This window comes from Salinivibrio proteolyticus (genome assembly GCF_001996165.1).
Lineage (GTDB): Bacteria > Pseudomonadota > Gammaproteobacteria > Enterobacterales > Vibrionaceae > Salinivibrio > Salinivibrio proteolyticus.
Map to the genome: position 1 here is coordinate 1 of NZ_MUFP01000024.1, position 15,642 is coordinate 15,642.

12 protein-coding genes and 1 pseudogene are annotated in these 15,642 nt (G+C 52.4%); 8 read left to right on the forward strand and 5 right to left on the reverse strand.

Annotated features, from left to right (window positions below; genetic code table 11):
* Positions 1-185, forward strand: a pseudogene (locus tag BZJ19_RS14950) (IS4 family transposase); the annotation flags it as partial.
* Between the two features lie 38 nt (positions 186-223).
* On the opposite strand, the gene BZJ19_RS14955 reads toward BZJ19_RS14950, so the two are convergent.
* Positions 224-1,129: a LysR substrate-binding domain-containing protein gene (locus BZJ19_RS14955; protein WP_069589352.1), complete on the reverse strand. Its 906-nt coding sequence runs from the start codon at positions 1,127-1,129 to the stop codon at positions 224-226.
* A 203-nt stretch (positions 1,130-1,332) separates the two neighbouring features.
* Between BZJ19_RS14955 and focA the strand changes: the two genes are divergently transcribed.
* Positions 1,333-2,790 carry a formate transporter FocA gene (gene focA / locus BZJ19_RS14960; protein ID WP_077676226.1) on the forward strand — a complete coding sequence of 486 codons (1,458 nt, stop codon included), beginning with the start codon at positions 1,333-1,335 and terminating at the stop codon, positions 2,788-2,790.
* A 93-nt stretch (positions 2,791-2,883) separates the two neighbouring features.
* Here focA and BZJ19_RS14965 read toward each other — a convergent pair whose 3' ends face one another.
* Positions 2,884-4,071 (reverse strand): MFS transporter, encoded by a 1,188-nt coding sequence (locus BZJ19_RS14965; protein ID WP_077676227.1) that lies wholly within the window; start codon positions 4,069-4,071, stop codon positions 2,884-2,886.
* Between the two features lie 228 nt (positions 4,072-4,299).
* On the reverse strand, positions 4,300-4,965 hold the full coding sequence (locus tag BZJ19_RS14970; RefSeq protein WP_069589348.1) for an energy-coupling factor ABC transporter permease: 666 nt from the start codon (positions 4,963-4,965) through the stop codon (positions 4,300-4,302).
* Positions 4,966-5,137: 172 nt separating this feature from the next.
* Here BZJ19_RS14970 and BZJ19_RS14975 point away from each other — a divergent pair, with 172 nt between their 5' ends.
* The 3 genes from BZJ19_RS14975 (at position 5,138) to BZJ19_RS14985 (ending at position 7,577) form a co-directional block, all read left to right on the forward strand.
* Positions 5,138-5,638: a YfbU family protein gene (locus BZJ19_RS14975; RefSeq protein ID WP_069589346.1), complete on the forward strand. Its 501-nt coding sequence runs from the start codon at positions 5,138-5,140 to the stop codon at positions 5,636-5,638.
* Between the two features lie 143 nt (positions 5,639-5,781).
* Positions 5,782-6,630, forward strand: a complete 849-nt coding sequence (gene rlmA, locus BZJ19_RS14980) for a 23S rRNA (guanine(745)-N(1))-methyltransferase (protein ID WP_077456176.1) — start codon at positions 5,782-5,784, stop codon at positions 6,628-6,630.
* Positions 6,627-7,577, forward strand: a complete 951-nt coding sequence (locus tag BZJ19_RS14985; RefSeq protein ID WP_077676228.1) for a ChaN family lipoprotein — start codon at positions 6,627-6,629, stop codon at positions 7,575-7,577. Before rlmA ends, BZJ19_RS14985 begins: the two co-directional genes overlap by 4 nt.
* Before the next feature lie 165 nt (positions 7,578-7,742).
* On the opposite strand, the gene yfbV is transcribed toward BZJ19_RS14985, so the two are convergent.
* A complete protein-coding gene (gene yfbV / locus BZJ19_RS14990; protein WP_069589343.1) occupies positions 7,743-8,192 on the reverse strand; it encodes a terminus macrodomain insulation protein YfbV in 450 nt (149 codons plus the stop codon).
* A gap of 357 nt (positions 8,193-8,549) precedes the next feature.
* On the opposite strand from yfbV, the gene BZJ19_RS14995 reads away from it, so the two are divergent.
* From BZJ19_RS14995 to BZJ19_RS15005, 3 genes are all read left to right on the forward strand, one after another.
* A complete protein-coding gene (locus tag BZJ19_RS14995; RefSeq protein ID WP_069589341.1) occupies positions 8,550-9,746 on the forward strand; it encodes an acetate kinase in 1,197 nt (398 codons plus the stop codon).
* A 107-nt stretch (positions 9,747-9,853) separates the two neighbouring features.
* Positions 9,854-12,001: a phosphate acetyltransferase gene (gene pta / locus BZJ19_RS15000; protein WP_077479046.1), complete on the forward strand. Its 2,148-nt coding sequence runs from the start codon at positions 9,854-9,856 to the stop codon at positions 11,999-12,001.
* 117 nt (positions 12,002-12,118) lie between these two features.
* The gene (locus BZJ19_RS15005) at positions 12,119-13,273 is read left to right on the forward strand and encodes an amidohydrolase (RefSeq protein WP_077676229.1); all 1,155 of its coding nucleotides are present in this window, start codon (positions 12,119-12,121) and stop codon (positions 13,271-13,273) included.
* 90 nt (positions 13,274-13,363) lie between these two features.
* On the opposite strand, the gene BZJ19_RS15010 is transcribed toward BZJ19_RS15005, so the two are convergent.
* Complete coding sequence (locus tag BZJ19_RS15010; RefSeq protein ID WP_077676230.1) at positions 13,364-15,631, reverse strand: TonB-dependent receptor plug domain-containing protein; 2,268 nt, start codon at positions 15,629-15,631, stop codon at positions 13,364-13,366.
* Between the last annotated feature and the right edge of the window lie 11 nt (positions 15,632-15,642).

Here is a 15,642-nt window from a genome sequence, read left to right on the forward strand (position 1 = left end):
TGAGTCAGTTGCAGGTGCTCCCGGCTGTCGCACCTGGAAGGTACCCAGAAGTGCTCCGATATATCCTCGACATGGCAGAGAGCTTTGTACTTCCAGAGAGGCGAGAGAGGACATACCCAAGAGCAGTAAAGAAAAGGCCCAATCGCTATGCGACTAGGCCTTCTAAAAGACGCAACTCAGCTTAATTCACATGCATTAGCCATTTTGGGCCGGCTTTTTTGTACTACATATCACGGCGACGCGCTTTGGTCATCCGTGTTGCTTCGCGAATAATACAGTCGCGTAACGGGTTCGCTGCCGCATCCGCGCGCCAAATAAACGAAAGCGTCCGCCGCATATTCAGCTCAGGGACATTCAAAGCCACCAACTCGTCGCGCTCAATCCATTTTTCTACGTCCAAGTACGGTAAACAGCTGAGATAACTCGAGTTTGCGACCAAGGTTCTCAGCACAGGCACTTGCTCATACTCGCGGCGCACATCCAGATCTTCAATCACACCGTGAATCGCACTATCAAAGCTGTGCCGCGTTCCTGCGCCGGGTTCACGCAATACCCATTGCGCCTGCTCGAGTTGCGCCAAGCTAACGTGGTCAAGCTGCGCATAAGGATGATGCTTTGCCGCAACCACGACAAGATGATCATGGCACCAAACTTGTTGCTTTAAGCGGCTGTCGTCGCAACGCCCCTCGATGATCCCCAAATCATGTTGATACTGGCGCACACTGTCGATCACTTTCTGGGTGTTTTTCACCGTAAAGTCGATTCTAAGCTCTGGAAAGTCACTATCAATAATACTGATAAGGTCAGGAATAAGATGCTCGGCCGCCGTTTGACTGGCAATTAAGGCAATATCGCCACTGACCACATGCTGGCCGTCAAATCCTGCTTCAATTTGCTGCGCATCAAACAATAACTGACGCGCCTTCGGACGTAGCCACGCTCCCCAGTAGGTCAGCTGCATTTGCTTTCCCTGCCGTTCAAACAGCGGCCGACCCAATAATTTTTCCAATTGTGACAAGGCCATACTGGTTGCCGATTGCGTCAGTGCCAATTGGTCGGCGGCTCGACTCACACTGCCACTGGCTGCAACCGCTTCAAAAACGGCTAATTGCTTCAGTGAGTAGCGCATGTTTTTTACCCTTCTACGATGCCTGATTTCAATGACACCACACTATCAACTTTTGTGATTATTACCCTAAGCAATATCAATTTTACTCCTTATATCGCGCCGCTTAGTCTGGATGTATTCACAATCCGTCTAAAAAGGAGTACAACCTGTATGTTGATATGTCTTAGCCCTCGGGCAGAGTGTGCCGCCAGAGGAGACAGCCAATGGTGAGTGCAACTCAAATCAAAAAGCCCGAAGGGCCAGCGGCGTTACTCGCCCAAGCTGAAGAGTATGCGGTGAGCAAAACCCGCAAATCTACCCGGATGGCGATTGGGCTTGCCATGATGGCCGGCTTGTTTATCGGGTTAGCATTTGTGTTTTATCTCACGGTTACCACTGGCAGCAACGCTGGCTGGGGGATCACCCGCTTGCTGGGCGGATTAGCATTCAGCATGGGCTTGATTCTGGTGGTACTGGGCGGCGCGGAATTGTTTACCAGTACCGTGCTCTCCATGCTGGCGCGTGCCAACGGCAAGATCTCAACCGCAGGCTTACTGCATACCTGGGCGAGAGTCTATCTCGGCAACTTACTCGGCGCCTTATTGCTGGTGTTGATCGTGATGACCGCGGGGTTATATCAGCTTGATGACGGCCAATGGGGACTCAACGCGCTGCACGTTGCCCAACACAAGCTCCATCACACTTGGATCCAAGCCTTTGCACTGGGTGTGCTTTGTAACTTACTGGTTTGTCTTGCGATTTGGATGACGTTTACCTCGCAAAACCCACTTACTAAAGCGGTAATGGTGATCTTGCCCGTAGCCATGTTTGTCAGTACCGGCTTTGAGCACAGTGTCGCCAACATGTTTATGGTGCCACTGGGCATGAGTATTGCCACCTTTGCCCCTGACAGTTTTTGGCAAGCGGTGGGAGCCAGCCCAGAGGCATTTAGCGATTTAAACTTGGCCCGATTTATCAGCGCCAATCTGATCCCTGTCACCCTTGGCAATATCCTTGGGGGCGCAGGACTGGTCGGCATGGGGTACTGGCTAATTATTAACCCTGAAAGAGAAAAGAAAACAGCGCAGATTGCTTCACTCGCTCTGCCTTCGGCTTCCTATTCTGAGAGTGCGATTATGACCCAAGAAACATTAACCATCGAAAAACACATGAAACCCGCTCAGTGTGCATTGAGCGCACGCCAGTATGTCGCCGATGCATTAGAAAAGCTCAACCAATACCAACTATCCGGCGCTCCAGTTCTCGACGATGATGGTGATCTGGTGGGCTTTTTCTCGGTACAAGATGTTCTGGTCGACCTGTGGTGGAACGATTACCAGCCGGATATGGATGCAAAAGTAGAATCCCTGATGCGCACTGAAGTACAAACCGTGGACGCCGATCAATCGGTGATCGAACTGGCGCAATATATGAGCATTGATAACAAAGTGGTTTATCCGGTCAGCGATACCGGGATCGCCACCCACTTTACCAATCAATCCGCGCTAGAGCGTGCGAAAACACAGACGGTCTCGCGTCCTTACATCTATCCAGTGATGCGCGATAATCAGCTAGTTGGTGTGATTACTCGAGCCGATGTGGTCCGAGCGCTAGCCCCCTTGTATGGCAATGCCATGGATATCTTGCCAGCCGACGCCAAAGAGGGGCTTGTCACCGCGTAACACACAGAGACGCTAAGCCTCATACAACAACGCCCCAGCCAATGACTGGGGCGTTTGCTTTATCGTTTGTTGCCTTATCTGTTCTGAACGATGTCAGGCCGCACTGAGGTCGGGCATTTGACGACGCTCTTTCACATACATCACCAACATATAAACCGCCGTACTTAACAAGCAAATGGCCAAATAAGTCATCAAGCCATTAGGGCCAGAAAATGCATTATCTGCCAGCAACGGGCCTGATACGGAGCCGACGCTGTACGCGAGCAGCAATACTTCGGTTGCCGCCACGATTTTCTCAGCTGGCAGCCCGACACAGGCATAGGTAATCGCCACAGGATAAATTGCAAACACAGCGGCACCCAACACGACTAATCCGATGCCCATTTGCCATTGGCTACCCGCAAAAGCAATTAAGGCGACAGCCCCGGTGCCAATCACACATAGCCATGTCATCAGCAGCACTTTACTCATTCTTGCCGATGCGAGACCAATAACGGGCTGTACGGCCATTCCGCCGACAATCACGAGCGCCATCATCGCACCCACTTGTTGATGATCACTGACTCGCTCAGCCAAATACAATGGCAATAAGCCATAAACGGCACCGAGCGTCAGCCCAGACACCAAGCAACCAATATAGGCCGCTTTACGCAAAGATTTGAGCGATCCTAAACGTGCACTATGTCCTTCCTCACGGCGAGGTTCGCCATGACGTGCAAACAAAGGCACCATGATCGCAAGCGTGATCAGTCCACCAATGAGCCAATAAGGCTGATTGCCGGTCACACCGACATAACCTACGCCGAGCTGTCCCAAGGCATTACCGCCGTACAAGGCCGCCATGTAAAAACCTAATCGCTTCGCACGCTGGCGATCAGAGTCGGCCATCAGCAACCAAGACTCAACCACCACAAAGACACCGGCAATGGCAACGCCCGCCACAAAGCGCGCAAGTAACCAGACACCTTGCCCTTTAATCGCCGCCATGGCGGTAATAGAGAGCAGCACAATACCCAAAAACATCACCAGCGCACGGCGATGCCCCAACATAGCAACAATACGTGCACTGAACGTCGCACCCAATAACAAACCGGCGTAAAACGCACTGGCTAGCCATGCGGCCAGATGCGGCGCCAACCCCAAAGGTGCAAGGGCAAGCGGAATCAAGCTCATCAAATAGCCACTGGCAATCGCAAAGCCGGTTAAACTCACCAACGGCACCCAAGGGAAAGCCGACGGAGTCACGCAACCACCATGAGACACAGAGGAAGTCTTGTTCATTTAAGTACGCTCATTATATTGGAGAAATCAGGCACGAACGGGCCGAGACGCGCGCACTATGACGCCGCTTTTCGCCAAGGTAAAGCGAGTAATTTCTTTGCTGATGATAAAAAAATTTGATGGAAGGATTCACGGGCGCCTATAGATAAAAACGCCATAAAGTCAGAGGGATAAACGTAACACCTGCCCGCTTTTTTAACGACTTTGTCAGCAGGTGTCACGTCTTTTTTATCGCTCAGGCGATAAATACTCGCGATCATAAAAGGTGCGTAACCAATGCGGCCGATACACCGCCATCACGGTCACCGCCATCCCATTTAGTAGCGCTTCAGGGAACCACATCAGCAACGCAATTTGCAGATAATTGTGCACAATTTCTTGCCAGCTATAACGGTCCGCCGCCCAATACCATAGCGAACTCACCGACAGCTGAAACACAATGGTCAGCGCAGCGCCCAAAAAGGCGGCAATAAAAATGTAGATAAATAAATGGCGCGTTAAGTAATGGTAACTCAGCGCAAAAATGGCATAGCTAAACAGAATGGGGAGCACGGCTGTGGTCAAGGCCGTCATACCAATATCGCCAAGAGGCACAAACCCAAACACCGCCATAAGCGTCAAAGGCACCGTGGTAATCCAAATGGCGATTCGCCAGCCGTGGCATAGAGCCAGTGTCGTGACACCTAAAAAGTGGATATCGAGCCCTTCYTTGATCCCTGCTTGCAAGGCCCAAAGCACAAACAGTACAACCGCGGACGAAAACGCCAAATGCTGGTAGCCAACTTCCTGACGGAGTTTAGGGAAAAACTCCCGTGGGTAAGTGACATAAAGCACCGCCACAAACACAATCCAACCCAGCCATTGCCAGCCACTTAGCGCGGCTAAATCACTCATATCGCATCCTTACTAAAGGCAAAATCAACAATTGCACATGAGCGGGTGAAAAACGTGCTACGGACATGGTCCAGATCAAGATTTGCCCATCGCGCAACTGATAATCTTCTCTTATTGTTTGTCATCTTTGATAGACGCTATTTTACCTTTATTAGTGAAGAGGCCAACCGCGATGGATATGACCCCTGCTCAACGTCTTATTTTATCTAACCAATACCAATTGATGTGCCACCTCGATCCCTCAAACAGTGAAAAATATCGCCGTTTGCAGACCATTATCGAGCGCGGCTACGCATTACAAATGGCAGAGGTGATCAGTCAATTTGAAGCACTGTGTGAAACCCAGTGTCGCGAAGTGATTGATATTATGGAAATGCACCACGCAATGCAGGCCTCTTACAACCTATTGGATGACGCCAGCCAAGCCGCGTTGTCACCACGCCGCGTCCAATTCTGGGGCTTTGATGCCGCTACGGAAGGCGCGTTAGTGCACTACGTGCGCTTCTTGGTTGATACCGAAGGGCTATACACCCAGTTCGATCAAGGCGAGCATCGATTTAATAGCCAGATGCCCATGCTGGAAAAATACCGCCGAATGCTCGAAATTTGGCGTCACTGCCCGCGCCAATTCCACCTAAGCCTGACCGAGATTGAGCGTATTCTCAACGCGTAATGTCTCGCCGCTGAACCTCAGCATCAAGCCGCCTGATTGGGCGGCTTTTTGATGGATTACCCTCTTGGTTGGCTTATCTGGCTTGTCGAACCGTTAACAACGCCGTACCCTAAAGCGCATCAAAGCCAAGATTCTGACCAACCATGATTTATCGATGCCCACTGTGCCAACAAACCTTGCACACTAACGCGCGTGGTGTTCACTGCGACGCCAACCACCAATTTGATCAAGCCAAAGAAGGCTACCTGAACCTACTGCCGGTTCAATTTAAACGCTCCAAAGATCCGGGTGACAACAAAGCCATGACGCAAGCGCGTCGCGCCTTTCTTAATGCAGGGCATTATGCGCCGATGCGCCAAGCGATGATTGATGCGCTAACCCAAGCGCTGGATGGCGAGCACAAGGCTATCTTGGACGTAGGCTGCGGCGAAGGCTACTACACCCACGCGATTGCCGACCAAACTGCGGACAAACACTGGTCCGTACACGGCCTTGATATCGCCAAGGTGGCGGTCCGTTATGCCGCCAAATGGTATCCACAGTGTCAGTTTTCAGTGGCCTCCTCACAGCGACTGCCCTTTCACGACAACAGCCTCGATGGCGTCGTCCGTATTTATGCGCCCTGTAATGGCGAAGAGCTCGACCGCGCGGTAAAACCGCAAGGTGTGGTGGTCACCGTCACCCCCGGCCCTCGTCATCTTTATCAACTCAAAGCGGGGATTTATCAGGATGTGCGGTTACATGAAACACCGCCAGAAACGCTTCCCAACTTTGTGCTTGAGAAGGAACAATCCCTGCACTACACCATGACGCTCGCCGGTGAGCAAGCACTCACCTTACTGCAAATGACACCGTTTGCGTGGCGAGCCAGCGACGCGTGGCGTGACACCTTAGCGAACAGCGACGCCTTCGAGTGCGAAGCAGACTTTACATTGCGCGTCTATCGTCACCAAGGTACGGACAGCCACTCAGAGGAGACCCCCAAGCCATGAATCGAACGTTTGCTACAAAAGCGCGTCGTTGGCTGTTAGCCGCTAGCTTGGCTTGTCTGGCATCAACAGCCAGCGCCGCCCCACAAGCGCTTAACACCCTATTTGATTATCAAGTCAGTACCTCCGACGGCGAAGCACTGACCTTAGCAGAGGTCGCCAAACACGTGGATGATGCGGATATCGTTTTAATCGGTGAATGGCATGGTCATCCCGGGGTACACCGCTTTCAAACAGAGCTGTTGCAAGCCTTGTCCGAGCGTCATGCTGTTGCGTTGTCCATGGAACAATTTAGCCGCGATGCCCAGCCTGTGCTCAACCGCTATCTGGCTGACGAGCTGGGCGAAGATAGCTTTAAACGCGAGGCCAACGCATGGGATAACTATGATGGCAGCTACCGTCCACTGATTGAATTTGCCAAACAGCATAATATCGACGTGCTTGCCGCCAACGCCCCCAAACGCATGGTGAGCTGCATTGGTCGACAAGGGCTGAGTTATCTCGAAACACTTCCTGCGGCGCAACGTGCATGGTTTGCAGACACCATCGACACCCGTGACTCAGCGTACAAATCGGTTTTTAAAGCCAATATGCACCACGGCACCCCGAGTCAAACCGAATCGCAATACGCGGCCCAATTAGCTTGGGATGCCACCATGGCCGAGAGCATGGTGCGCTATCACCAAACGCATCCTGAGACACAAATTGTCCATGTGGCTGGCCGCTTTCACATTGCCGAAGGGCTTGGCACCGCACAACAAATTCGTCAGCGCAACAACAAGCTGCGTATCGCATTAATCACCCCCGTCAGTGATGAGGCGCCGCTTGCCGATAACGCCCCAGACCTCCGCTTGAAGGTGCAGCCTCTTCCTGCACGTTGGCGCTCAATGGATGAAATGCGTGAGGCCGTTAGCGCTATGAAAGGTACCTCTTCCTCGGTGTGTGAGTAACGCGTCCTCACGCTGTTGACCCCCTTAGGCTAGCTATTGGTCAGCGCTGGCTGTACGCAAAAAGCCTTTGTGCTGCAAAACGCCTAGCTACTAAAAAGCTCCCATAAAAAACGCCGACCTGCGGGTCGGCGTTTTCGTATTCTCAATATCAAAAAGGGTGAGCGGCTAGAACCAACGCTCCAACGCGGCACGGTCTACTTTAAACGCGCGACTTAACGCTTGGGCCAACTCTTTATAGCGGGGTTGGCTTTTCAACGGTTGCATGGCATGGCCTTGGCTGGTGATCTTCTGATGCAATTCGCGGTACCAGCCCGCTAACGCCGGCGGCAGTGGCGTATCACGACGCTTACCCAACCACCAAAGCCCTTGCAGCGGCAAACTCAGCGCAAACAACGCCACAATCATGGCTTGCGGCATCCCTTGGTAGTTATAGGTCGCCATTTGCAACAACACGCTGATGGCAGCAACGGCAGGCATTACTTTCATCGCAAAACGCGTGGTTTTAATCACCCGGTTTTCTGGGAATACCGGGGTGAGCTCCTTACGCATCGGCCACTCTTTCATATACTTTTGGCCGTCTTGCAGGCAGCGCCAGATTGACTTGTTCGTTGCCATACCTACCTCACTTGCTTAGCGTGACCGCGATGGCTGTCACTAAACTTTTACAATAAAAACTAAACAAAATGTTCAAAAACTTTCAAAAATAGCCAGTATTACTCAAAAAATTTTTGTTATCTGTATCAAGTCCCGCTATCCTTAGCGCACTTTATCATTGTTGCTCGGATTTGATTGTCTCGCAACCTAATCCGGTTGTGCTCAATGGAGCGAATGCCTATCCAGGACGGATAAGATGCATCCTTTCCCCGCGACAAAGCATGAGATAATTCTTTCTTGAAAAGGTAGTGTCTCAGTTTGTCCACTATCCTTTTCAGTTACACACTCTACTTCTCACGACAAAATAGGTAGTCATACATGTCAAAGCTGGTTCTCGTACTCAACTGCGGAAGCTCCTCTTTGAAGTTCGCGATTGTCGATGCACAATCTGGTGAAGAGCATCTTACCGGTCTTGCCGAATGTCTTAACCTTCCAGAAGCCCGCATTAAGTGGAAAATGGACGGTAAACACGAAGCCCAATTGGGCGCTGGCGCGGCCCATACCGAAGCCCTGACCTTTATTGTTGACACCATTCTCGCCTCAAAACCTGAGCTTGCCGAGAACCTGGGCGCGATTGGTCACCGTGTAGTACATGGTGGCGAGCAATTCACCCAATCAGCCTTGATTACGGATGAAGTGCTAAAAGGGATCCAAGATGCAGCAAGCTTCGCACCGCTGCACAACCCAGCACACATCGTGGGCATTGAAGCAGCGAAGAAAGCCTTCCCTGCGCTGAAAAACGTGGCCGTGTTCGATACTGCGTATCACCAAACCATGCCAGAAGAGTCTTACCTTTACGCGCTGCCATACAAGCTCTACAAAGAGCACGGTATCCGTCGCTACGGTATGCATGGCACCTCTCACTTCTTTATTGCTAACGCGGCCGCTGAGCAGCTTGGCAAGCCAGTAGAAGAAGTGAACATCATCAACTGTCACCTTGGTAACGGCGCGTCTGTTTGTGCGATTAAAAACGGTAAATCCGTTGACACCTCAATGGGTATGACCCCATTAGAAGGCTTGGTGATGGGTACGCGTTCAGGTGATCTTGATCCTGCGATCATCTTCCACCTGCACGATGCACTGGGTTACAGCGTTGAGCAAATCAACACCATGCTGACCAAAGAGTCTGGCCTGCAAGGCTTGACCGAAGTGACCTCTGACTGCCGCTTTGTTGAAGACAACTACGGTGAGAAAGAAGAAGCGACCCGTGCCATGAACGTATTCTGCCACCGTTTGGCGAAATATGTTGCCGGTTACACTGCTAGCCTAGACGGCCGTCTTGACGCGATCGTCTTCACGGGTGGTATCGGTGAGAACTCTGGCCCAATCCGTGAATTGGTGCTTGAGCGTCTTGGTCTTCTGGGTGTGGAAGTGGACAAAGAGCGCAACCTAAAAGCACGCTTCGGCGGCGAAGGTGTGATCACCACTGACAACAGCCGTGTACCAGCCATGGTTATCTCTACCAACGAAGAGTTGGTGATTGCGCAAGATACTGCGCGCCTGACTGGCCTGTAAGGCTCACTTTTCCAACGGCTGATTCCACTCAGCCGTTTTTGTATTTGTGCCGGCTTTCCGGCACATTCATCAGATAGTAAGAGGAAGTCAACGTGTCCCGTACTATTATGCTAATCCCAATCGGCTCGGGTGTCGGTCTGACAAGCGTCAGCCTCGGCGTAATGCGAGCGATGGAGCGTAAGGGCGTTCGCGTCTCGTTTTTTAAACCTATTGCCCAGCCACATCACGGCAGCGACACTGATGTGACTGACCTCACTACCGAAATCATTCACGCTAACAGTGACATGAAGGTAGCCGAGTCCATGTCGATGCACGAAGCAGAAAACCTGCTGCGCTCTGATCAGGAAGATGTCCTGTTGGAAGAAGTGCTGGCTCGCTTTACTCGTGCGACAAAAGACGCGGAAGTAGCATTGGTTGAAGGCCTGGTCACTACACGTAACCACCCATTCGCTAACCAAATCAACTACGAGATCGCTAAAACGCTGGACGCGGAAATCGTGTTTGTGACCACCCCAGGCACAGACAACCCGGCCCAGCTGAAAGAGCGCATTGAATTTGCTTGCACCAACTTTGGTGGCAGCAAAAACGGCAACATCTCTGGTGTGATCATCAACAAGCTTAACGCGCCTGTTGACGATGCTGGCCGTACCCGTCCAGACCTATCCGAAATCTTTGATGATGCGGATGCTGCACGCCCAACCAACGTTGAAGTTATGCAAATCTTCAACTCTAGCCCAATTCGTGTGCTAGGTTGCGTGCCGTGGAAAATCGACCTGATTGCCACCCGTGCTAGCGATATGGCGAAACACTTGAATGCCACCATCATCAACGAAGGTGAAATTCACTCGCGCCGTATCAAGAGCATCACCTTCTGTGCGCGTTCAATTCCAAACATGGTTGAACACTTCCGCCCGGGCTCATTGCTGGTGACCTCTGCCGACCGTCCTGACGTGATTGTCGCTGCTTGCTTGGCTGCGATGAACGGCGTGGAAATTGGTGCCCTGTTGCTGACCGGCGGCTATGCTATCCCTGATCAGCTTAAAGCACTGTGTGATCGTGCTTTCGAAACTGGCCTGCCAGTATTCACCACCGCGGGCAACACATGGCAGACCTCTCTCAACCTGCAAAGCTTCAGCCTTGAAGTACCGGCTGACGACAAAGAGCGTGTTGAGTTTGTGAACGACTATGTAGCGAGCCACATTGACGGTAACTGGATTGAGTCTCTGTCTGAAGGCTCTAACCGTGAGCGTCGCCTAAGCCCACCGGCTTTCCGTTATCAGCTGACCGAATTGGCTCGCCAAGCGGCGAAGCGTATCGTACTGCCTGAAGGCGATGAGCCTCGTACCATTAAAGCAGCGGCGATTTGTGCTGAGCGTAAAATTGCGGAGTGTGTGCTGCTGGGTAACCCAGAAGAAATCAAACGTGTTGCTGAGCAGCAAGGCGTGACACTGGGCGCTGGCGTTGAAATTATCGATCCGGCCAAAGTCCGCGACAAATACGTTGCCCGTTTGGTTGAGCTGCGTAAGAGCAAGGGTATGACAGAGGTGATCGCGCAAGAACACCTCGAAGATACCGTGGTACTGGGTACCATGATGCTTGAAGCCAACGAAGTTCAAGGTCTGGTCTCTGGCGCGGTTCACACCACCGCCAACACCATCCGTCCACCGCTGCAGATCATCAAAACTGCACCGAACGCCTCATTGGTATCGTCAGTGTTCTTTATGCTGCTACCTGAGCAAGTGCTGGTTTACGGTGACTGTGCGATCAACCCGGATCCAAACGCGGAACAACTGGCTGAAATTGCTATTCAATCTGCAGACTCTGCTGCGGCATTCGGCATTGAGCCTCGCGTAGCGATGATCTCCTACTCGACCGGTAGTTCAGGTAAAGGGGCTGACGTGGACAAAGTTCGCGAAGCCACCCGTATCGCGAAAGAGAAGCGTCCTGATCTCGTGATTGATGGCCCGCTTCAGTACGATGCTGCGATCATGGAAAATGTCGCGAAATCAAAAGCGCCTGATTCCCCAGTTGCGGGTAAAGCCACTGTGTTCGTCTTCCCAGACTTGAACACAGGTAACACCACGTACAAAGCGGTACAGCGTTCTGCTGAGCTGGTTTCAATTGGTCCAATGCTGCAAGGCATGCGTAAGCCAGTCAACGACCTGTCTCGCGGCGCCTTGGTAGACGACATTGTTTACACTGTCGCACTGACCGCTATCCAAGCGAAACAAGCAGAAGACAACGGCCAAGCGTAAGCCTCGCCTCGTCTTGATTCAAAAGCCAGCACTCGTTGCTGGCTTTTTTGCGTTTGGGTTCACAACGCGATGTCCTCACCCGATCTAGCATAAGGGTCCATCCTTGTTTTGGAGTCGATGATGGCCACTCTATTTGATCCCGTGAGCCTGCGCCGTACCCTGCACCAATACCCTGAACTGTCCAACCACGAAGTGCAAAGTGCGCGCACCCTTGCCGCCCAATTGCGCGCCTTCGGATTTACGCCTCACACCGAGATTGGTGGACATGGTATTGTGGTTGAGATTGCCGGCAAGGCAGCCGGCCCCACCACCTTACTGCGTGCCGATTTTGATGCGCTTCCCATCCATGAACGCACCCACTGTGCCTATGCCTCAAACCATGAAGGCGTCATGCACGCATGCGGCCACGATGGCCACGCCACCGCTTTGTTAATGGTGGCGCACACCCTCGCGCAACAACCGCCACAGCGAGGCAAGGTACTCCTTGTTTTTCAACCTGCCGAAGAAACCGGTGAAGGAGCGGCACGCATGTGTGCTGATCCCTGCTTAGCGACGCAAGAGATAGATCAAGTCTATGCCTTTCATAATCTGCCGGGCTTTGCTCAACATCACATCGTAGTGCGTTCAGGCACCTTTGCCTGCGCGTCAACCGGCGTCGCGATACACCTTCGTGGCAAAACCTCCCATGCCGCTTATCCAGAACGCGGTATCAGTCCAGCCAGTGCCATGACCGAGGTTATGACCGCCTTAATGCAACTGCCGGAACAACATCACCCAGCCTTTAGTCTGGTCACCTTAGTACACGCGCAGTTGGGTGAACCCGCCTTTGGCGTTTCGCCCGGTGATGCCACCGTGATGGCTACGCTACGCAGCGATGACAACGCGACCTTCCACGCGATGAAAGCCAGCCTGACTGCCACGATTAACGCAATCGCGCAGCACGCGGGGCTAGAGGTATCCATTGCATGGCACGAGCCTTTTGTCGCCGCCTACAACCATCCGGATCATCACGCCCATGTGGTTGACGCCGCTCAAACTCTTGGGTTGTCAGTTCAAGCACTTACCGAGCCGATGCGATGGTCAGAAGATGTGGCCGAATTTCTCGCCCGATGGCCCGGCGCGTTGTTTGGGATTGGCAGCGGAGAGCATCACCCACAGCTGCACAACCCGGACTATGACTTTCCGGATGCGATTTTATCGACTGCACATGATTTATTCTGCGCCTTGGTGGCACGGCATCATGGTATGGCGCCGCCTCCGGCGACAGAGTGAACACTGGCAAAACAAAAAACAGGCCTGTTACGGAATCCGCAAAGGCCTGTTCATCCTGCTCAACGCCAAGTCAGCGCTAACGCATCACCCTTAGAACGACCACTGGGTGCCGATGGTAATGGTGCGGCCCGGGTCCGGCATGCTCACCACCGAGCCAGGTTGAATGGTGTAACGGTCCGTTAGATTATTGACCGTAATAAAGACACTGGCATCCGGCGTGATGTCGTAGTGGCTATAAATATCGACCAAGTATTCTGATGGGATTGCCACCACAGGACTTGCGGCACCGGTGCCTGTTAGCCAATCGGCAGGGTTCGACTTGCCGCTGTGGTAACGCACTGTAGTACCAATATCGAGCCGATCATCCAACCATTTATGGCCAATATTTAGGTGCCATTTACGCTCAGGTGGAATACGAGTCGGTGTGGTGCCCCACGCAAAGCCTAAGCTGTTACAGCGGTCCATGCCTGAACGTTCGGCTTGATCTTGCGAGCACACCAGCACCCTATCGTAAAACGTGGCAGAGAAGTGGCTATAAAAGCCTTGGTACGCGTAATGTGCCTGCAGCTCAATGCCAGACAGCGACAGCTCATCATAATTGGTGAAGGTAAAATTGCTGCGCCAAGACGGCATACCCGGCGTGCGATCGAGGACACCACCCGAAATAAAATCACTGACATGGTTATTAAAGTAAGACACCGTCATGGCGGCGCGACGTGTTTGCGCCAGTCCTAATTCCTGCAACCAAGCTCGGCCATCTAAGCTAACACCGTACTCTTGGTTAAACGACACTTCAGGATCCAGCGGGTTATACGGGTTGTAGCTAAATACCTCGTTAGAAATGGTCACTTCATACAAGCTCGGCAACCGCGCTGTGCGAGAGAGTTTGGCAAACACAGACGCCGAAGCGTTGATGTCATAATGCAACTCACCCATCAGGTCCCATTCGCCGCGATAGTGTAGGGATTGCTGGGTTTGCTTATCCAGCGATTGCGCCTCATGCCAGTTCACCCCAAGCTTTGCGGTCACCGGCGCGAGATCGATTTCACTATTGGCAAATATGCTCCACTCCGAGCGTTTTCCGTGGCGGGAAGTCGGTTCAGTAGTATAAAACTTGTCGGTGTCACCACGCGGTTCAAGGGTTTCTTTGGTGTAAGACACACCATAATCCACACTCACCGGCACACTCGACCATTCACTGCGGTTGACGATACTCGCGCCATGACGGTCGTTTTGATACTCATGCAGATATTGCTCTGCATTACTGCCTTTCGCCCAGAGCCCGTTGTATTGGTTCAACTTGGCGGACGTGTGCCACGCATTCGCATGCAGATTCAGCCAGCTTTGCGACGGCGACGTATAGCGATAATTCGCACTATAAGCATCCACATCCGCGGTTCCTAGCCCCCACTGTGGCATCAAGGTGTCGCCATCTTTCTCGTAGGTATACCAGTAGGCCATCAGCACCTCGCCCGCCTCTTGGCGGTGGTGCCGATAGCTGATATCCGCCTGATGACCATTGCCGAATTCTTTGTCCAATTTGGCGAGCCAAGAATCACTCTCAAAACTGGTATTACCCACCTCTTGGCCTGCACCAATCACGGGCTCTTCGTAGCGTTCAATACCCTTTTTGCCGGCAAAGTGGTTGCCTTTTTTGCGATGGCTAAATGCCAGCACACCACCAAGCCCATCACTCTGATAACCCAGCCCTACCATTGCAGACCCGTTATCAAATCCTTGATGATCACTGCGGTCGGCCAAGCGATAACGCATTTGCTCTTGGGCATCGTCACTCACTCGCGGCGAACGGGCGTTATTGTGGGCACGTAGCTTCACCACCGCACCAAAGCCCTCGCCATCACGAACAATATCTGTCGCATTGAGTGTGGTAGCAGTAATGGTGCCGCCAATCGCACCACTGGCATAAGGCGACCGCCCAATAGTGGCACCTTTATCCACCGACAGCGACGACAATAAGTCGGTATCAATATAGGTACGATCACTCACTCCCTGATAACCACGCGAGGTATGCGTCGACTGCAAACTGCCATCAATCAGCATCGCAACCCGCCCATGCCCCTGCAAACCACGAATACCGGGATCAATCGCACCGGCTTCGTTGTGCATGTTATTGAGCTGAATACTGGTGTTTCCCGAAAAGACATCCGCGTTACTGATCCCGCGAACCTTATCCAAATCCTCGCGCATCATCAGCGCATCGGAAAAGCGATCGGCATTGACCACCACGGTATCGATCGGCGCATCGTTTTCAGGCGCATCCTCTGCCGGTGCGGCAAGCGTGAGAGAAGGAAAAGCAAAAAAGGTAAGAATAAAAGAGGCGATTGGCTTTAACTGCATTGAACATTCCC